Source organism: Acidithiobacillus sp. AC3, assembly GCF_050261095.1.
GTDB lineage: Bacteria > Pseudomonadota > Gammaproteobacteria > Acidithiobacillales > Acidithiobacillaceae > Igneacidithiobacillus > Igneacidithiobacillus copahuensis.
This window is the reverse complement of the sequence record NZ_CP189838.1, coordinates 968,702-987,521: the sequence shown is the minus strand read 5'-3', so window position 1 is coordinate 987,521 and position 18,820 is coordinate 968,702. Positions and strand designations below refer to the sequence as shown.

Here is an 18,820-nt window from a genome sequence, read left to right as displayed (position 1 = left end):
CTGTGCGCTCCTCGCCGGAGGGGCGCATAAAAACATCAGTTGAGGATGGTAACTTCACCATCCACAAAACTTTTGAGGCGATCGGAGCGCGAGGGATGGCGCAGCTTGCGCAGGGCCTTGGCCTCGATCTGCCGAATACGCTCACGCGTGACGTCAAACTGCTTACCGACTTCTTCCAGCGTGTGGTCGGTATTCATGCCGATGCCAAAACGCATCCGCAATACCTTCGCCTCGCGCGCAGTGAGGCCGTTGTCGAGAAGCTCTTCCACCACTTCCCGAATGGCTGCATGGATTGCGGAATCCGTTGGTGCCGGGACATTGCGGTCTTCGATGAAGTCACCTAGGTGCGAATCCTCGTCGTCCCCAATCGGGGTCTCCATGGAAATGGGCTCCTTGGCGATCTTGAGCACCTTGCGGATCTTGTCTTCCGGCATTTCCATGCGCTCGGCAAGCTCTTCCGGGCTCGGCTCACGCCCCATTTCCTGCAACATCTGCCGACTGATGCGGTTCAGTTTATTGATGGTCTCGATCATGTGCACCGGGATGCGGATGGTGCGCGCCTGATCGGCAATCGAACGGGTGATCGCCTGGCGAATCCACCAGGTAGCATAGGTAGAAAACTTGTAGCCGCGACGGTACTCAAATTTATCGACCGCCTTCATCAGACCGATGTTGCCTTCCTGAATCAGATCGAGGAACTGCAAGCCACGGTTGGTGTACTTCTTGGCAATGGAAATGACCAGACGCAGGTTAGCCTCGACCATCTCCTTCTTGGCCCGGCGGGCCTTGGCCTCACCAATGGACATCAGCCGACTGGCCTCTTTGATTTCGGCAATAGGCAAGCCAGCCCGATCCTCGATGTTGCCCATGCGCTGCATGACGGCAAGGATATCCTCCCGCATAGCCTGCAACTTGGTGGAGAAGCCCTTGCCCACGGCAATCTGCTCATCCAGCCAGGTGGGATCGCTCTCTCGTCCGGGAAAACTCCGCACGAAGTCCTTACGCGGGTATCCGGCGCGTTCGATGCACAGATGCATGACCCTGCGCTCGGCTTGCCTCACCTCTTCGGTGAGGGCGCGCAAGGCGTCGGCCATGAAGTCAATCTGCCGCACATTGAGCTTGATTTCCAAGAAGCGCGCCGCCAGCACCTGACGTTGCTCCTGATATTCGGCACTGCGCCCTGCACCTTTTGCTCGCAACGCCATCAATACTTCGTAATCGGCACGAATCGCGGCAAAGCGTTCCAAGGCTTCTTCCATCTGCGGTCCTTTATCTGCCGCAGACAAGCCACCGTCCTCTTCGTCCTCGTCATCCTGCTCGTCGACGCTCTCGTCACCGGTCTCCAGACGGAGGTCTTCGTCTTCGGCCTCGGCACTTTCTTCGATGGCGTTGGGGTCAATGAAGGCATCGACGACTTCATCGAGGCGCAGCTCCCCACGTTCCACCCGTTCCGCTGCCTCCAGAAGCAAAGCGATCGTGGTGGGACAGGTGGATACCGCACGTAACACCTGAAGAAGTCCATCTTCGATGCGGCGGGCGATTTCAATCTCGCCTTCGCGGGTGAGAAGTTCGACACTGCCCATCTCGCGCATGTACATGCGCACGGGATCGCTGGTGCGGCCAATGTCGGCCTCCACCACCGCCAGGGCTTCTTCCGCCGCCTCTTCCACTTCCTGCGAGGCGATAACCGCCCCGCCCTCACTATCGCCGAGGAGAAGGCCATCATCTTCCGGGGCTTCTTCAAAAACCTCGATCCCCATGTCGTTGATCATGGAAATGACGTTTTCCATCTGCTCCGGATCGAAGATTTCCTCCGGCAGAAGATCATTGATCTCGCGATAGGTCAGATATCCCTGCTCTTTGCCCCGTGCAATCAGGGCCTTGAGTTCGGAACGCTGGGATTCTGCATCCAAAGAAGTTTCGTTGTCTGTCATAGAGGATCCAACGGCACGCATAGCCGCCCATTATAGAAAAAAACCAAGGCAGATGAAAAGATGCCAGGCATGGTTTCCTAGCTCCTCGCGGTCTTTATCCCGCGTTTCTGTTGTAGATGTTGCCGCAGCTCTGCGCGCTCCTCGGCGCTCAGGGCACCAATTCCGGCGCGATCGCCGAGCTTACCGAGCGACAGGCTGCGCAGACGCCGCAATTCTGCATTCGCCCGCGCCAACGTTTTTTCAATTTCCAACCCCTCTGCCACCTCCGCCTCGCTATCGCCCGTCATTGCCAGGGACAAATAGCGCTCACCATCGGGTTCCTCGGCCAATGCCAAACACAACGCCTGGCTACTTAGATGGGTGATACTGGCAGAAATTTCAAGGGCGCGAGCGAGGGCGGCGAGCTCTGCGCGCTCGCCGGCAAAACGTTGCAAAAGCTCACGATCGAGGGCCGCCCAGGCAGGCGCCGCAGGATTGCGCAAAAAGAGGGCTAGGCAGCGGGCCCACTCACCGCGCCAGCTCGTCGACTTCCGGGCCAGCACCGGCGAACGGCCCCCGGGGGTCACCTGCGGCACATCCGACGCCAGTTGCAAGCGTTGTCGGTACACCTCGCGCAGATCCGGGTCGGCGAGCTTGTCGAGGAAATCACGGGCCTGGCGCCGGTACTGCGCCAACTCATCTCCCTGCTGCAGATCATATTCTGTCGCCAGAAACTCCAGAAAGACATCGACCGCAGGCCGAGCACCGGCGAGAAGCTGGGTAAAGACCTCGGCACCTTGATGCCGCAGGAGAGAATCCGGATCTTCCCCCTCGGGCAGAAAGAGTACCCGGAGCAAACGACCGGGGCGCAGGTGCGTCGGGCTGAGGGCTACGGCTCGCTGCGCTGCGGCTCTGCCAGCACGATCCCCATCAAAACAGAGAATCACTTCGCTGCTGGCACGAAACAGGGTCTCCAACTGGGTTTCACCGAGCGCTGTGCCACTCGCCGCCACGGCATTATCAATTCCCGATTGGTGCAGGGTAATGACATCCAGATAGCCCTCGACCAAGAGCACCTTCCCCGTGCGACGAATCCCCGCGCGCGCGCGATCCAGGGCAAACAGGACTTGCGCTTTGTGGTAGAGCGAGGTCTCGGGGGAATTGAGATACTTGGGTTCGCGACCGTCGATACTGCGCCCGGCCAGACCACAAAGGCGCCCGCGACCATCGCGAATGGCAAAGATGACGCGGCCACGGAAACGCTCATAGAGCCGCCCGTCATCAGCCCTCCCCAAAATACCGGCGTCGACCAGCAGCTCGCGATCCTCTGGCGATTTTCCCAACTGTCCCAGGATGCGCTGCCCTTCCGGCGCGTAGCCAAGGCCAAAGTCCTCGATAGTCTGGCCACTTACCCCACGCGATTGCCAGTACTGCTGCGCCTGGGGTGCCTGCGCCAGAGCCTGCCGATACACTTCCAGACTCCGCTCCAACATATCCCGCAAAGCCGGTAGTCGCCGGTCTGGCCCTGCCGCCTGCTGGTCCCTTGGCAGCTCTATGCCAGCCTGATCGGCAAGCATTTCCAACGCCTCCACGAAACTGAGGCGCTCGTAGGCCATGAGAAAATCGAGGGCATTGCCGTGTACGTGACAGCCAAAGCAGTAATAAATCTGCTTGTCGGAACTGACCGAAAAGGATGCGGTTTTTTCGTGATGAAAAGGACAGCAGGCCCAATAATCCTTGCCCTTTTTCTTGAGAGTGACGCGAGCATCGATCAGGCGGACCAGATCGGTGCGCTCGATAACACTGTCAATGACTTGCCGGGAGTAACGGGCCATGTTTCAGCGTAGTTCCAATTCCGACACGCCGCCACCGCCATGCTCGGGGCGGGCCATGCGCCATGCCACTACCCGCGGATCCTGCTCGGCAAATTCGCGTACCAGTTCGGCAAGGACGCCGTTGCCCTTGCCATGCAGCACTTCCACCTGACTGCGTCCAGCCGCTACCGCAGCATCGAGATGGCGTAACAAGGCCGCTTCGGCAACATCACGCCGTTGACCCCGGAGATCGAGGCGCCAGGGATGCTCCTCCGGCGCAACATACTGGCTACGCCCCTGTTCTTTCGGCAGGGCAAGTTTTTCGTCCGGCTGGAACTGCTGGAGAGGAATCCACAACTGCTTGCCGCGCAGATCGACCTGAAGGCGCTGCCCGCTTGCGTCCAGACGCCGTACCTCCACCACCTGCCGCAGCGGCAGGAACAGACCGCGGGTTCCCGGAGCCGGCAGCGCCTGCGCTTCCGAAGATGGCGAAGCAAGCTGCTGGTCGAGTCGGTCGAGAGTAACCGATGCCGCCTGGGTATCGCGCCCTTGCTTGAGCCCGGCAATGGCGGCGCGCACCTGCGAGCGCGCTTCGGCAAGCATTTTTTGCCATTCCTGACGCGCCTCGTCCTCCGCGCGTAAACGCAGGGCCGCTGCCTTTTCTGCCTCTCTGCGCAATTGCGCACGCAAACGATCCTGCTCCTCGGCGGCTGCCTGCGCCCGGGCTGCCTGCTCTTCAGCGGCGCGCAGCAGGGCGTCACGACGGTCCTCCCAGCTCTCCCAATGTTCCTGTTCGCCAGCGTGAATTGCGTCCGCCAGAGCCATGACTGGATCTGGCAGACCGATCTTACGCGCGATCAGCAGGCCCTGACTCGCGCCGGCACGCCCCAACTGCAGGCGATAGGTCGGCCGCAGCTGCTCGATGTCAAAACCCATGCCACCCAAGAGCACTCCGTCCTCGCGCAAGGCATAGCGCTTGAGCACCGCCATATGACTGGTGAGAATGGTGACCACGCCACGGTCGCGCAGACTGGCGGCCACGGCCTGGGCCAACGCCGCACCCTCGCGCGGATCGGTGCCATTACCCAGTTCGTCCAGGAGTATCAGGCTGTTCGAGGTCGCCTGCGCAAGAAGGTCGCGCACCTGCCGCATCTGCCCGGAAAAACTGGAGAGATCGGCCTGCAGGTCCTGGGCATCGCCAATAACGGCATAAAGGGAAGAAAAATATCCCAGCTCACCCTCCGCCGGGATGGGCAAGCCGAGATATCCTGCCAGATGCACCAGCCCGACTGCCTTGAGCAAGGCACTTTTGCCGCCGGTATTGGGCCCAGTAATCAGAAGCTGCTTGACTTCGCTACCCAGCGCGAGGTCGTTGGCCACGACCGCGCTGCCGTGCCGCAGCACCAGCAGGGGATGGCGCAGGGCGCGCAGACAAAAGGACGGCGAGTCGCGCAGCAGCGGGATGGTTCCGTCCCAGACCGCACCGAGCTCCAGCCCAGCGCGGACGGCCTCCAGGCGCCCCATGCGTTGGAGAGCGAGCTGCAGCCGCTCCGCCTCACTCCCCAGCAGGGTGGTGAGGGAGCGCAGGATACGCTCCTCTTCCTGACGCTGTGCCGCTTCTAATTCGACCAGCAGATTATTCTGCTCTACCACCGCCAGCGGTTCGATGAAGAGCGTCTCACCGCTCGCCGAGCGGTCGTGCACAATGCCGCGCAAACGCCCCTTGAAGTTGGCCTTGACCGGTAACAGAAAACGTCCGCCGCGTTGTACTACGTGCGGATCCTGCCAGATGTCCCGCCGCTCCCGTTCCTGCAGCAATCCCTTCAGCTGCTGTTGCACCTGCGCGCGCTGTATCCGCAGTTGTTGACGAAGGCGTGCAAGTTCCGGGCTGGCGCTATCCAGCAAGACGCCATCCACATCGAGTCCACTCTGGAGCCGGCCGAGAAGAACGCCATTCGGCGCCAGGAGTTCCGCGTCGCTGCTGAGAATATCCTCTGCAGCCGTGAGAAAACGGGCATACTCCGCCGCCAGTTCGAGGACCCGGCGCACCCGCACCAGTTCCATCCCGGTCAGAACAGCGGCGGGACGACTAGCGAGCAGGACAAGATCCGTGATATCCGGAAGTTCCGCGGCCGGCATCCCCGGCGTATCGGCAAGCCGCTGTTGTAGGGCCGCGCTGCGTTCCAGACGCTGGCGGATTTCTTGCGCAGAGACCGCGGGATTTAGGCTCGAGACATAGCGCCTAGCATAGATATGGGCGCAGCGGTCGAGCCAGTGCTGGCGGAGGAGGGGTAACTCCAGGGCGTTCTGCGCTGCCAGCCGCAGCGCGTCGGGACTCCCGGGCGCAGCGATCCCCGACTCCATATTCAGGTGCTGAGTTGTGCCTTGACCTTTTCGGAAAGGACCGCCATGTCAACGCGGCCCTGTACCTGTGGGCGCAAGATACCTAGTACTTTGCCCATGTCGCGCGGCCCTTGGGCAGCGCTCTCGGTGACCGCGGCGCGGATCAGCGCATCGATTTCGGCGTCACTGAGGGCTGCAGGCAGGTAAGGTTGCAAAAAGACAATCTCGGCCTCTTCCTTCTCTGCCAGTTCGGGACGGCCGCCTTCCCGGAACTGACGCGCAGATTCCTTGCGCTGCTTGATCAGTTTTTCGACCACCGCCAGGACATCGACGTCGGTCTGTTCCCGACGCTCGTCGACTTCCCGTTGTTTGATAGCGGCAAGCAGCATACGAATGGTCCCGAGGCGCTCCGTATCTCGGGCGCGCATCGCCGCCTTCATGTCTTCCTGAATCTGCTCGCGCAGGGACATCAGTACATCCGCACCAAACGCATCTGCTGCCGCCGCATCCGCTTGAGAGACCGCTTGCGCGCTGCCGCGGCCTTGCGCTTGCGCTCTTCGGTGGGCTTTTCGTAAAACTCACGACGACGAACTTCCGTCAGCACACCGGCTTTCTCGCAAGAGCGCTTGAATCGGCGCAGGGCAACTTCGAAAGGTTCATTTTCTTTGACGCGAATGGTTGGCATGAAAAGCTGGTCCTCTCCAAAAAAGGTCTGGTCTAGAGGCGCAGAAGGATACCCGCTCGTAGATGATGAGTCAAAACATAGCCGCAGATTCATTACTATCATCCAAAGCGCAACACACTATTGTTACAGGCGCAACAGTTTCTTGACATGACTACGCCAGAGGTTCCTAATACACCGTGAAAGAAACTTCGTCGAATTAGGATATTAGCTGACAATGTTGAACTCGGTTCTACAGGATCGGTAACCATCTCGGAGATTGTATGCCAAAGACCCACAGCGCGAAGAAAACTGCATCGAAGTTTGCCCCGGAGATACCGGATCTGCCCCAAGCGGCAGCGCCGGAAATCCCGGTGGACACCATCGCCGAGTCCGGCCCATTTCTCAGTGCGCAGCAGGAGGCCAGCCTGATCCAGCGGCTGCGCCGAGGCGATGACAGCGCCCGCGCATCGCTCATCGCCGCACACATGCCGCTGGTCCGCTCCATTGCCCGCAGCTACCGGAACAAGGGCCTTAGCCAAGAGGATCTTTTTCAGGAAGGCTACATGGGTCTGATGCGGGCCGCCGAACGTTATCGGGAGGGCCTCGGTACGCGTTTTTCCAGTTATGCTACCTGGTGGATTCGCGAAGCCATGCAACGGGCCCTGATTCGCTCGCGCTTCATTCGCCTCCCTGATTATCTAGCAAAATCGCTGCATGCTCACACACAAAGGGAAGACGAGAGCGCGTTGAGCAATAGCGACGAGATCCGGCAAAAACGCGTGGAGGCCTTGGGCGTGCGCGAGAGTACCGTGCGCGCCCTGGAATTTGCCGATATCCGGGTTTCCTCTCTCGACGAGGAAACGCAGGAGGGATTCCACCGGATCGATCAGATCATGGGGGTGATGGCCTCCCCTTGCCAGGAATACGACCGCGAATCCTGCGCGCGGGCCCTTCGCGGATTCTTGTCGGAGCTCAATGCCAAGCAGCGCGAGGTGATGATCTATCGCTTTGGCCTGCACGGTGACAGCCCGATGACCCTGGAAGCAGTGGCCGAACGCCTTGGCGTCAGTCGCGAAGCAGTGCGCCAGTTGCAGGTCCGCGCTCTCGGGAAATTGCGGCAATTGCTCGTAGATGGCGGCTGGGAAGACGAGACGTCCTAAACCAACGCTCTACTGCATTTCCGCGAACAGCTTCCGTAGGGCTTGCCCGCGATGACTACAGGCTTGTTTCTCTTGCAGCGATAATTGCGCTGCGCTGCGCCCCGCTGCACCACGGGGCAGAAAGATGGGGTCGTAACCAAAGCCACCCTCCCCTTGCATCTTGGCGGCAATCTCTCCCTGCCAGATGCCGCGAGCAAACAGCGGATCGGGATCCTCTGGGCCGCGCAACAACACCATCACGCACAAAAAATACGCATCGCGCTGCTTGGCGCTTAGGTCCTGCATGCGTTGCAGTAGTAATTCGTTATTCTCCCGATCGGAGGCGCTATCGCCAGCGAAGCGGGCAGAGCGTACTCCGGGCGCACCATCGAGCGCCGGAACACAGAGCCCCGAATCCTCGGCGAGCACCCAGTGATTGCAGTGTTGGGCAGTGTGCCGTGCCTTGCACAAGGAATTTTCCAGGAAAGTCGATGCTGTTTCTTCCGGACTCTCGATCTGCAACTGCTCCAGGTCGAGCAGGCGCAAACCAAGGGCCGCAAAGGCCGGCTCCAGCTCCCGCCGTTTGCCGGCGTTGCGGGACGCCAGTACTAGCGTGCCGGTACCGACCAAGCGGGAAACACCTGTTGCTGGAAGGCAATGATTTCGTCAATCCCCTTGCGCCCGAGAAGCAGCATGTCTGCCATCTGCCCGGCAGAAAACGGGTCTCCCTCGGCGGTACCCTGCAATTCGACAAAGTGTCCGGTATCGGTCATGACCAGATTCAGATCGACCTCGGCCGAGCTGTCTTCCGCATAGTCGAGATCGAGCACGGCGTCTCCCGCCACGATACCCACGGATACCGCAGCTACCCAATGACGCCAAGGACTGGTAGTCAGGACGCCGCGCTGCAAGAGACCGTCGATGGCCTCGGCCAAGGCAAGGCAGGCGCCCGTGATGCTGGCAGTGCGGGTACCACCATCGGCCTGCAGGACGTCACAGTCCAGCCAGATCGTGCGCTCCCCCAGGGCCTTGAGGTCGATCGCTGCGCGCAGGCTACGGCCAATGAGTCGTTGAATTTCATGGGTGCGCCCACCAATCTTGCCCTTGGCAGCCTCTCGGGAAATACGGGTATGCGTCGCCCGCGGGAGCATGCTGTATTCCGCGGTAATCCAGCCCTGCCCGGAACCGCGCAGAAACGGCGCGGTTTTTTCTTCGACGGTCGCCGTACACAAGACACGAGTATCGCCAAAACCGATCAGTACGGAACCCTCGGCGTGCTTGGTGTAGCCTCTTTCAGCATGCAGTGGGCGTAATTCATCGCCGGCGCGACCAGAATGACGCATAGCTTCTCCCTCAGAAATGGTAAACCAGATTGACCGCAGTCAGCGTATTGAGTGCCTTGTAGCCGACGGGCACCTGGGTATTGTAAGTCGCCAAAAAAGAAAAGCGCATGCCCAGAGCGCCCACCAGGGGAGTATTCAGACCCAGAAGTGACTGGTAGGTGTTGGCACCCCCCTCCACCAGCACCGCCTCCAGATCCTCGGTCAAAAGCGCACCCTTACTGATCTGCCAACGATACTTGGCGGCAAGCTGGGCGCTGGGGTTGATGACGGCGGCATAGCCGATGCGATGCGACTCCCGGGCACCCACACCGGCCTGCAGGGCCAACCGCATGTTCTCGTCTGGATACAGATAATGACCGATACCGGCAAATTCATCGACGCGGTAAAAATAGCCGTCGAAATGGTTGCGCACGTAATCCAGCGTGCCATATGCGTAGGTATTTTTTCGCCAGCGGTATTTGGTACTGTTACTCACCGCCAAACGATCGGCAGAAACCACGCCACTATTGCGGGCATAATTGTAGGCGAAGGAAGTATCGTTGGACCACGGTCCCCGCAGCCAATTCAGAGCATCTTCCGTATTGATGCTGAGAGCCTGACTGGTACCGGTACTGTTGCTGAATCCTAGGCCGACATTGCCGCTGAATCCCTGCGGCTGCGACGCGGCCCAAGCCAACGCCGGGGTACTCAAAACCGATATCGTTAGAATCGACAGCGCAATTTTTCGCAAGATTCCCTCCACCTGGCCAAATACCGAAAGAACCCTAGCATGTTTGGCGCGAGATACCAAAAGAACCTTGTTTTGGCGCTCCCAAGGGGGTTCGAACCCCTGTTACCGACGTGAGAGGCCGGTGTCCTAGGCCACTAGACGATGGGAGCGATGGCCTCAAATTCAAGAGGCGTAAAAGATACACCATCTCCGAGACCTTGTGCAAGCGGCGCACAGAGCTGAACGAAGTTCATGCAGTAGGCAAAATGCCAGCGCGTAGGATAGAATATGCGGCTATTCGTGGCATAGCCCATTATAGAATCAGGAGCCCTTGTCTATGACCTACGTGGTTACCGAGTCGTGCATCAAATGTAAATACACGGATTGTGTGGACGTGTGTCCCGTGGATTGTTTTCGCGAAGGACCCAATTTCCTGGTCATCGACCCTGATGAGTGCATTGACTGTACGCTCTGTGAGCCCGAGTGTCCGGCAGCGGCCATCTTTCGCGACGATGATTTGCCCGAGGGCCAGGAGGAGTTCATTGCCATCAACGCCCGTCTGGCGAAGGCTTGGCCGGCCATCATCCAAAAGAAGGATGCCCCCGCCGATGCCGACGAATGGGCACAGGTGCAGGACAAGCGGGCCCTGCTCGAAGAGTGAAAGGTCAGCGGCGGAGTTGGCTGCGCTCCGCCAATTTCCGGCGGTTTTTGCAGTTTTTCCAGCCCTATCGCGGTTCCATCGCCACGGCGCTGTTTTTCATGACCCTCTCGGGCCTCGCCAGTGGTGCGAGCGCCTATGTCGTCAAACCCATACTCGACCATATCTTCATCGACCGCCAAGCGGCGATGTTGCTGTGGCTGCCGCTACTGGTCATCGCCATCTATGCTATCAAGGGGTTTTCTGACTACTCCGGTGGGGTGATTCTGGCGCGCATGGAGGAAAACATCCTGCGCCAGCTGCGCGAGCAGCTCTACGCCCACACCCTCCGCCTGCCCTTGCCGGCCCTGCTGCAACAAAGCCAGGGTAGCACCCTGTCACGCATGAGTCTGGATCTGACCCTGCTGCAGCAGAGCCTTTCCGTACTCGCCCGTTTTTTTCTCGCCGGCGTGCAGATCCTCGCCCTCATCGGCGTCGCTTTTTATATGAGCTGGTCGCTGGCACTGATCAGCCTCGGCACCCTGCCCCTGGCCTTCTATCCATTGATTCGCTTTGGGCAGAGTCTGCGGCGCCGCGGGCATGAACAGCAGGAGCAGATGGGCGACATCCTGGGTCAGTTTGCCGAGAGCCTGCGCGGGGTGGAGGTCATCAAGAGCCAAGGAACTGAAGACTTCGAGGCGCGGCGCTTTGCGGGACTGGCGCAGATCTACTACCAACTGATGATGCGCATCGTCCGTATCCAAAAAGCCAGCACGCCGGTGATGGAGCTGATTGCCGCCCTTGGCATTGCCGTTACCATCTATCTCGGCGGTCATCAGGTGGTGAGCGGGGCGATGACAACGGGCGCTTTCTTTGCCTTTCTTACCGCCCTGGCCATGGTCTACGAGCCGCTGCGTCAGCTCTCCTCCGCCAACAATCAGTTGCAGCAGGGGCTATCCGCCGCAGACCGACTGTTTCACTGGCTGGACCAGGAAGCCGAGACGACAAGCGCCACGGAGCAAGCCCCGCAGACAAGTGCGGGGTCCTGGCGCTGCGGCGATCTGCGCCTGCGCTATGGCGGTGAAACGGTACTGCAGGACCTCGACATCGTGATCCCTGCTGGCAGTTTCACCGCCATTGCGGGCGCCAGTGGCAGCGGCAAAACCAGTCTGCTACGGGTCATCCTGGGATTGCTGCCGGCCGATGCCGGAGAGATCTGGATTGGCGAGCGGCCCGCCCGCGAATTTTCCCTACGTAGCTATCGCCAGCATTTTGCCTATGTGGCGCAAGAGCCCTTGCTGTTTTCCGGCACCGTATTGGAGAATATCGCCTATGCCGATCCCCAGGCGGATCGTAAGCGGGCGGAAGATGTCGCACGCGCTGCGCACTGCTGGGAGTTTTTGCAGGACGCCGGCGGCCTGGATACGGCGGTGCACGGACATGGCAGCAACTTCTCCGGCGGCCAGCGCCAGCGTTTGGCGATTGCCCGCGCCCTGTACCAGCGACGGCCCTTTCTGGTGCTCGATGAGGCGACCAGTGCCCTCGATAGCGAGAGCGAGCAACGCATCCTGGACACCCTGGCGAACTTGCGCGGCAGGATAACCATCATTGTCGCGGCGCATCGGGAGGCCAGCCTGACGCTGGCAGACCAGGTCATTCGCCTGGAGCGCGGGCGTATTCTCTCCGGCGCCAGCGCGGTACCTTGCGCAGCCAGTACCTGAGCTCCTGCTCACCAGCAGCGTCGGGATGACGGCCATAGCGCTGCCGGAGAATTGCCGCATACAGTTTATCGCACTCGGGTTCCGCCAGGGGCAAGTGCTGCAACCAGATCGCCTCCTGCCCCGGGCGGAGATCACGCAATCCCCTGCGTTGCAGCAGGCGAATCACCCGCCGCCGGTAGCGCGCGGCGGAATCGTTCTCCAGGCTGCGCGTGCGTCGCCACCACCAGAACAGTCCGACGAACAGCGGCAGCAATAGATACCAGAGCCAGGTAGCAGACCATTGCTGATGCAGGTCCAGTGCCGCTGAGTGGCGCTCCTGGGTCCCTCCCTGCAGCAGGCTACCGGCAGCCACCCAGGCCTCCCGCTGTTTGGCGGGACTGAAGTTGATCACCCAGTTCAGCCATTCCCACTGCAGCCAGCTCCAGAGCTGTCCGCCAGTCGATAATTGCTCCCCGGCCGTGGCAATGCCGTCTCCCCTTGCCTCTCCCCCGCTGGCAGCAGGTGTGGCATCGAGCAAGACCCACTCGCCATGCAACCAGGCCTGTACCCAGGCATGCGCCATGCTTTGCCGCACCACCCAAAAATCACCGTATGCGTCATACTGCCCCCCGTGGTAGCCGACCACCACCCGGGCGGGCACACCATCCAGGCGCAGCAACGTGGCGAGACCTGCCGCATAATATTCACAGAAGCCGGTGTGGCTGTGCAGAAGAAAGTCGGCCAGACTTTGCCCCTGGGGATAGGCCGCTGGGGCCTGCAGGCTGTAATGGAAAGAAGGACCACGCAGCCAAGTCATGATCCTTTGCGCTGTCTGTTCCGGGGTATCGCCGCGCAGGCGTTTGGCCAGGCGCAGGATCTGCGGATCGATCTGGGCAGGGACTTGCAAGGCTGCCTGCCGTTGCGCTGGGGAAATACAGTGGTCGGATCTGGCCGACCAGGCATCGTAGCGCAAGGCACCATCCTGCGCGCTCTGCAGGCGGATACCAGAGGCGTTTTGCTGAAGCGGCAGAGGACTGGCGAAACGCAGTGGATTGCTCAGGGCAAAGAGGTAGTCATGATGACCGGGGCTAAGGAGGATTTTCTGCTGCCACACGGCTTGCCCGGTATTCCGGCAATCCATGCCGAGTGCAGGACCGGGCTGCCAGCGGACGCCACCATCGTCCTGCCAGAGAATTGCCCCCATCCAATACATCTGCTCGGCAGGCAAAGACGGCCCCTGGATCTGGGCGCGAAAGGCGACGGCAGGATCAAGTTGCAGTGACTGGATATGCGCCGGATCAAGGCTGGGCGAGAAGCCGCTGGCTGCAGCCCCGATACCGCCTCCCCAATGCCACAGCGGTGTAGGCGTGCGCGGCAGCAAGAGAAAGAACAGCCCCATGATCGGCAAAAGAAGAAGCAGAAAGAGGACGGAAAAAAGCAGGAGGCGGAGTAGATCGGCGCTCGCCACCGCTCTTCCCTCTTCCCGCCGGGCATCGAGAAACCCCTGCCAGAGTAACGCCAGCAGCAACAGGAACAGTTCGAGCAGGAAATAGATCCCCAGGGCGAGATCCACCCGGACCCAGGCCGCGAGCCCCATACCCAGCAACAGCAGTGCAGCAATCTGAAATAGGTCTCGGGTACCCCGTAGCTCCAGGGTCTTGACGGCGAGGAGCACATAGAGGGCCGCTGCACCCATTTCCAGCCAGTTGCCCCAGCCCGCAGTAAAAATTGCCAGCGAGAGGAGCGCGATGGTGATCAGAAAACGCGTGCCACCCTTCAATGTGGCAAACGGCAACGCACCGCCCCGCAGAATCACCCAAAGTTCGGCCAAGACCCAAAGTAGAGTCGGCCATTGCCAGGCAAGATGCTCCAGGGCGAGAAAGAGGATCGCGCCAATCATCAAGAGCAAGGTGGGGATGAGAGTTGGCATCTTCATTGCCAAAACCGCCAGCGCCGCCGTTTTTTTGCAATGATGGACAAGATCGGAAACGGCGCCAGCCGTGCCAGCGCCCACAATGCCTCTCGGTAGCCACTGGGGCCACGTCCCTGCCAGGTTCCGGACGGCAGCAGAAGGCGCCAGCGCATAGGCTGCGACTGTGCGCGTTCCAGCCCGGCACGCAGCGCGGAAAGACGCTGTTCATGGTCGCGGTCTTGCAGTTCTGGCGCATGATAATCGAAGACCACAACGCTGCTCTCTTCTTCCTCACGTTGCAGGACCGGCAATGCCGGCGGCAGGAGAAAACCGCCCCGCCAATCACTGCGCCGCCAATAGACGCGGTTGAGGCTCTCGTTGGGCAAACGCCGGCGCAGGGCAATCACCTCGCCGCTTCCCTGCCACTGCTCGTGCTGCGCGCGGGCTTCCGTATCCCGGTCTGGCGCCACCGAGGCGTAGCTGTCCGCGGCAGCGGGGGCGACCCAGGGAGCATCGGCATCGGGAAGATCGATCTGCTGCCCGCGCCAGACGAAGGCAAACGGAAACGAGGACCCGAGCAAGAGCTGCGGCAGGAGCAGCGGCCCGCGCTGCTCTGGGCACCAAGTCAGGACCAGCTCGCTGCTACCGCGCCCAGGCAGTCTGGCGATTTGCCCGTGCGCCGGGGGCAGACGCAGCTCCAGCAACCAGACCGTCCAGGGATGCGGATTGACGATTCGGAAGCGAAGCTGTCCCGGTTCATCCACCGTCAACAATTGTCCCGGAAGCAGGGAAACGTCCAGAGCGCGGAGATTCAGTAAGGCCGCAAGACCCGACAGAATCATCAGCGCCAGCATCATCGACACCAGTAGAAACAGCATGTTGTTGCCGGTATTCACGGCGGCAAAGCCTACTGCCAAGGTGAATGCCACAAAGAGTTTGCCCGCGCGGGAGAGTTTTACCTCCCGCCGTTTTACCCGCCCAAACCCCAGCATTGTTTCAACAGTCCTGCCAGCTGGACACGCGGTTCGCCAGGATCACGCCAGCGCAGACGGTGTCCCAATACCGCGGGGGCTACGGCCGGGAGATCTTCCGGCGCGACAAAATCCCGCTGCTGCAAAAAGGCCCAGCCCCGCAGCGCTGCCTGTAAAGCCAAGAGCCCACGGGGGGAAACACCAAAGCGCAGGCTGCTTTCCCGGCGGCTATACTCGGCGAGGTCAAGCAACATGGCGCGAATCTCAGGGCTCAGGAAGACTTGTCGTGCGCTTCTTTGCCAGTCCAGCAAGGTCGCCTCCGTTGCCAGGGCTGGCACTGCCTCTGGCGCAAGGGCCTCCCCCTGCAGTAGACGTTCTTCTGCCATCCGACTTGGGTACCCAAGAGAGAGCGACAACAAAAACCGATCCAACTGGTTTTCTGGCAAGGGAAATACCCCATCAAACTCTTGCGGGTTCTGGGTGGCAATGACGAAAAACGGGTTGGGCAAGGGATGACTCGCCCCTTCCAGGGAGACTTGTCCCTCGGCCATAGCCTCCATGAGGGCCGACTGCGCCCGCGGTGGGGCGCGATTGATCTCGTCGATGAGCAATAGAGAGTGAAAAATGGGGCCGCGGCGAAAGACGAAGGCCTGCTGCGCGGGATCGTAGAAACTGCTGCCGAGAATATCCCCCGGCAGCGTATCTGCCGTCATCTGCAGGCGCGCAAAGGCGAGATTCAGCGAGCGTGCGAGCCCCAGGGCCAGGGTGGTTTTGCCCAGTCCGGGCAAGTCTTCCAGAAGCACATGTCCGCCCGCAATCAGGGCAGTAAGCACCAGACGGATCTGGGGTTCTTTGTCGAGAACGATCTGTGCGAGCTGCCGCAGCAGCGCAGCGGGGCTCGTTTCCGTCACTCCGCGACCTGCAGGCGCCGGGCCGCCAGGGTTTCGTCGACGCGCCGCACCGGCAGATCATGCGGTGCGTTACGCAGAAGCTCGGGTTCCTCCAGCGCCTCCCGACGAATCTGCGCCATCACTTCCAGGAAGCGATCCAGGCTTGCCTTGCTTTCGGTTTCCGTGGGCTCGATGAGCAGGCATTCCGGTACCAACTGAGGGAAGTAGATGGTCGGCGCGTGGATACCAAAATCGAGCAGACGCTTGGCGACATCCAGGGCCCGCACCGCGCTGGCCTTGTGTAGGTCCTGCACAGAAATGATGAACTCATGCGTAGCGCGTCGCTCGGCAAAGGCCACGGTATAGCCCTGGCGCCGCAGGCCGTGCATCAGATAATTGGCATTGAGGGCCGCATAGGCAGAGACCCGTCGCAAACCGGCGTGTCCCAGGCGCCGGACATAGGCATGGGCGCGCAGGAGTACGCCGATGTTGCCAGCATAAGCACTAAGCTGACCAATACTCTCCGGGCGCTCCGCATGGCTCTCCCAGCGATAGGAGCCGGCTTCGCCCACGACCCGAGGTACTGGCAGATAGGGTGCCAGACGTGATGCCGCCGCCACCGCCCCGGAGCCAGGCCCACCTCCGCCATGGGGGGTGGCGAAGGTCTTGTGCAGATTCAGGTGCATCACATCAAAGCCCATCTCGCCGGGCTTCACCCGGCCCAGGATGGCGTTAAGATTGGCACCATCGTAATAGAGCAAGGCACCGGCGCCATGGACCAGGGCAGCGACTTCCTGAATCTGGCGCTCGAAGACTCCGAGTGTGGACGGGTTGGTGAGCATGATCCCGGCCACATCCGGACCCAGGGCCGCGCGCAAGGCATCGAGGTCGAGATCTCCATTGGGTAGATTGGGTAATTCCGTGACCGTAAAGCCGGCCATGCGGGCACTGGCGGGATTGGTGCCATGCGCCGCCTGGGGAATGAGCATGCGCTGCCGCTGGGTATCGCCGCGCGCCTGATGATAGGCGCGGATCATCGCCACCCCGGCAAGCTCCCCCTGGGCACCAGCGGCAGGGCTCAGACTCACCGCCGCCATGCCGGTCAGCTCCGCTAACCAGCCCTGTAACTCTGCCAGATTACGCAGCAACCCTTGGGCAGCCACCGCCGGGGTCGCTGGATGCAGGCGGGAAAAACCGGGCAGCGTCGCCACTTCGTGGGCGATGCGCGGGTTGTACTTCATGGTGCAGGAGCCCAAGGGATAAAAATTGGTATCGATGGAGAAGTTTTTTTGACTGAGACGGGTGTAATGGCGCAAGACCTCCAGTTCGGAGGGATTGGGGAGGGGGAGATCATCGCGCAGCAGATGCGCGGGAATCGCCAGCTCCAGTTCCGCCGGCGTTTCTTCGTGTTGGCAAGCAAAAATCGTTTCTTCCATCACATCTCCCCCAGTACGCCAGCGAGCGCGCTTGCGTAGCCGTCTAGATCCTCGTCTTCGCTCAATTCCGTGCAGGCCACCAGCAAATCGTGGGGATCATCCGCCGGATTCAGCTCGATCAGCGGCACCCCCGCAAGAAACCCATGGGCAAGCAGGCCATCGCGGACGCTTGGCGCTGGCCGGGGCAGGCGCAACACGAACTCGTTGAACACCGGCCCGGCGTGGGGAAGTTCTACTCCAGGAAGCCTAGCTAGCAGGGCGCGCAGGCGCTGCGCCTGCTGATGCGCGCGCGCAGCCGCGGCGCGCAGGCCGTTGGCCCCCAGAGTGGCAAGATGAATGGTAGCCGCCGTCACCAGCAAGCCCTGGTTGGTGCAGATGTTGCTCGTGGCTCCGGCACGCCGGATATGCTGCTCCCGGGCCTGCAGGGTCAGGCAGTAGGCGACCTGGCCTGCTGCGTCGACGGTCTTGGCAACCAGGCGACCGGGCAGTTGCCGCACGTAGTCCCGCCGGCAAGTCAAAAAGCCAAAGTAGGGCCCACCGGCCGCCAGAGGCACGCCCAAGGGCTGTCCCTCCCCCACGACGATATCGGCGCCCTGCTCGCCCCAGTCCCCGGGCGCCTTGAGTAGGGCCAGGGCCAGCGGGTTGACGACGGCAATGCGCAGCAGGTTGTGGGACTCCGCCCAGTGCGCCAGCGCATCGACCTCTTCCAGTAGGCCAAAGCGATTGATCTGCGGCAGAATCAGCGCCGCCGCCTCGGGAAAATTCTCTTCGGGCAGCAGCAGGCGACCGCTATGCGGATCCTGCGGCAGACTGCGCAGACGAATCCCCTGCATCGGCAGCAGCGCATCCAGCACCCGCCGCCAGTGTGGCAACAACCCCTCAGGGACGAGGATTTCCCGCGCCGCCGGACGCAGGCGCAGGGCCATGAGGCAGGCCTCGGCCAGGGCCGAGGCGCCATCGTAGAGGGAGGCGTTGCTGATCTCCATGCCCGTGAGCCGGGTCATGAAGCTCTGGAATTCGTAGAGAAGCTGCAGGGTGCCCTGGCTGGCCTCGGCTTGGTACGGAGTATAGGCCGAATAGAACTCCCCGCGTCGGGCGATCTCCCAGACGATGGCGGGGATATGGTGTGCATAGGCACCAGCGCCGGCGAAACAACGCAGCGGAGCCTGTTCGGCCGCGCGTTCTTCCATCTCCCGGCGCAGCCTCGCCTCACTGCACCCTTCGGGCAGTGCGGAAACATCGCTCTGTAAAGCCGGCGGGATTTCGTCAAAGAGATCTTCGAGGCGAGGGACGCGGATCGCCTCCAGCATCGCCGCCGTTTCGGCGTTGTCGTGGGGAATGTACGGCAT

16 protein-coding genes and 1 tRNA gene are annotated in these 18,820 nt (G+C 61.3%); 3 read left to right on the top strand and 14 right to left on the bottom strand.

The window, feature by feature from the left end:
* Positions 1-35: 35 nt before the first annotated feature.
* The 5 genes from rpoD to rpsU form a co-directional block, all read right to left on the bottom strand.
* The gene (gene rpoD, locus ACQAYK_RS05075; protein ID WP_215871900.1) at positions 36-1,934 is read right to left on the bottom strand and encodes an RNA polymerase sigma factor RpoD; all 1,899 of its coding nucleotides are present in this window, start codon (positions 1,932-1,934) and stop codon (positions 36-38) included.
* A 77-nt stretch (positions 1,935-2,011) separates the two neighbouring features.
* Positions 2,012-3,748 (bottom strand): DNA primase, encoded by a 1,737-nt coding sequence (dnaG, locus tag ACQAYK_RS05070; protein WP_215871901.1) that lies wholly within the window; start codon positions 3,746-3,748, stop codon positions 2,012-2,014.
* Positions 3,749-3,751: 3 nt separating this feature from the next.
* Complete coding sequence (locus ACQAYK_RS05065; protein ID WP_215871902.1) at positions 3,752-6,091, bottom strand: endonuclease MutS2; 2,340 nt, start codon at positions 6,089-6,091, stop codon at positions 3,752-3,754.
* Between the two features lie 2 nt (positions 6,092-6,093).
* Complete coding sequence (locus ACQAYK_RS05060; RefSeq protein ID WP_215871903.1) at positions 6,094-6,540, bottom strand: GatB/YqeY domain-containing protein; 447 nt, start codon at positions 6,538-6,540, stop codon at positions 6,094-6,096.
* Positions 6,540-6,755, bottom strand: a complete 216-nt coding sequence (gene rpsU, locus ACQAYK_RS05055; RefSeq protein WP_215871904.1) for a 30S ribosomal protein S21 — start codon at positions 6,753-6,755, stop codon at positions 6,540-6,542. Before rpsU ends, ACQAYK_RS05060 begins: the two co-directional genes overlap by 1 nt.
* Before the next feature lie 260 nt (positions 6,756-7,015).
* On the opposite strand from rpsU, the gene ACQAYK_RS05050 reads away from it, so the two are divergent.
* A complete protein-coding gene (locus tag ACQAYK_RS05050; RefSeq protein ID WP_215871905.1) occupies positions 7,016-7,894 on the top strand; it encodes a sigma-70 family RNA polymerase sigma factor in 879 nt (292 codons plus the stop codon).
* Between the two features lie 9 nt (positions 7,895-7,903).
* Here ACQAYK_RS05050 and rdgB read toward each other — a convergent pair whose 3' ends face one another.
* The 4 genes from rdgB to ACQAYK_RS05030 all read right to left on the bottom strand — a co-directional run bounded on the left by rdgB (position 7,904) and on the right by ACQAYK_RS05030 (position 10,095).
* Positions 7,904-8,503 carry an RdgB/HAM1 family non-canonical purine NTP pyrophosphatase gene (gene rdgB / locus ACQAYK_RS05045; protein WP_215871906.1) on the bottom strand — a complete coding sequence of 200 codons (600 nt, stop codon included), beginning with the start codon at positions 8,501-8,503 and terminating at the stop codon, positions 7,904-7,906.
* Positions 8,482-9,216, bottom strand: coding sequence for a ribonuclease PH (gene rph / locus ACQAYK_RS05040; RefSeq protein ID WP_215871907.1), 735 nt, complete (start codon positions 9,214-9,216; stop codon positions 8,482-8,484). Before rph ends, rdgB begins: the two co-directional genes overlap by 22 nt.
* Before the next feature lie 10 nt (positions 9,217-9,226).
* Positions 9,227-9,946, bottom strand: coding sequence for a DUF481 domain-containing protein (locus ACQAYK_RS05035; protein WP_226827578.1), 720 nt, complete (start codon positions 9,944-9,946; stop codon positions 9,227-9,229).
* 73 nt (positions 9,947-10,019) lie between these two features.
* A tRNA-Glu gene (locus ACQAYK_RS05030) sits at positions 10,020-10,095 on the bottom strand.
* A gap of 167 nt (positions 10,096-10,262) precedes the next feature.
* Between ACQAYK_RS05030 and fdxA the strand changes: the two genes are divergently transcribed.
* Together fdxA and ACQAYK_RS05020 are read left to right on the top strand one after the other, a co-directional pair.
* Positions 10,263-10,586 (top strand): ferredoxin FdxA, encoded by a 324-nt coding sequence (fdxA, locus tag ACQAYK_RS05025; RefSeq protein ID WP_215871908.1) that lies wholly within the window; start codon positions 10,263-10,265, stop codon positions 10,584-10,586.
* Positions 10,583-12,283, top strand: a complete 1,701-nt coding sequence (locus ACQAYK_RS05020; protein ID WP_319643721.1) for an ABC transporter ATP-binding protein — start codon at positions 10,583-10,585, stop codon at positions 12,281-12,283. The genes fdxA and ACQAYK_RS05020 overlap by 4 nt, the downstream gene beginning before the upstream one ends.
* Here the strand turns inward: ACQAYK_RS05020 and ACQAYK_RS05015 are convergent.
* The 5 genes from ACQAYK_RS05015 to gcvPA are packed head-to-tail and all read right to left on the bottom strand — an operon-like array spanning position 12,216 to position 18,820.
* A complete protein-coding gene (locus ACQAYK_RS05015) occupies positions 12,216-14,198 on the bottom strand; it encodes a transglutaminase TgpA family protein (RefSeq protein ID WP_215871910.1) in 1,983 nt (660 codons plus the stop codon). The two genes, ACQAYK_RS05020 and ACQAYK_RS05015, sit on opposite strands and share 68 nt — an antisense overlap.
* Entirely contained in the window at positions 14,195-15,166 is a 972-nt protein-coding gene (locus ACQAYK_RS05010) for a hypothetical protein (protein WP_215871911.1), read from the bottom strand. The genes ACQAYK_RS05015 and ACQAYK_RS05010 overlap by 4 nt, the downstream gene beginning before the upstream one ends.
* Positions 15,145-16,056 (bottom strand): AAA family ATPase, encoded by a 912-nt coding sequence (locus ACQAYK_RS05005; RefSeq protein WP_215871912.1) that lies wholly within the window; start codon positions 16,054-16,056, stop codon positions 15,145-15,147. Before ACQAYK_RS05005 ends, ACQAYK_RS05010 begins: the two co-directional genes overlap by 22 nt.
* On the bottom strand, positions 16,053-17,471 hold the full coding sequence (gene gcvPB / locus ACQAYK_RS05000) for an aminomethyl-transferring glycine dehydrogenase subunit GcvPB (RefSeq protein ID WP_215871913.1): 1,419 nt from the start codon (positions 17,469-17,471) through the stop codon (positions 16,053-16,055). The genes ACQAYK_RS05005 and gcvPB overlap by 4 nt, the downstream gene beginning before the upstream one ends.
* Complete coding sequence (gene gcvPA, locus ACQAYK_RS04995) at positions 17,471-18,820, bottom strand: aminomethyl-transferring glycine dehydrogenase subunit GcvPA (protein WP_215871914.1); 1,350 nt, start codon at positions 18,818-18,820, stop codon at positions 17,471-17,473. Before gcvPA ends, gcvPB begins: the two co-directional genes overlap by 1 nt.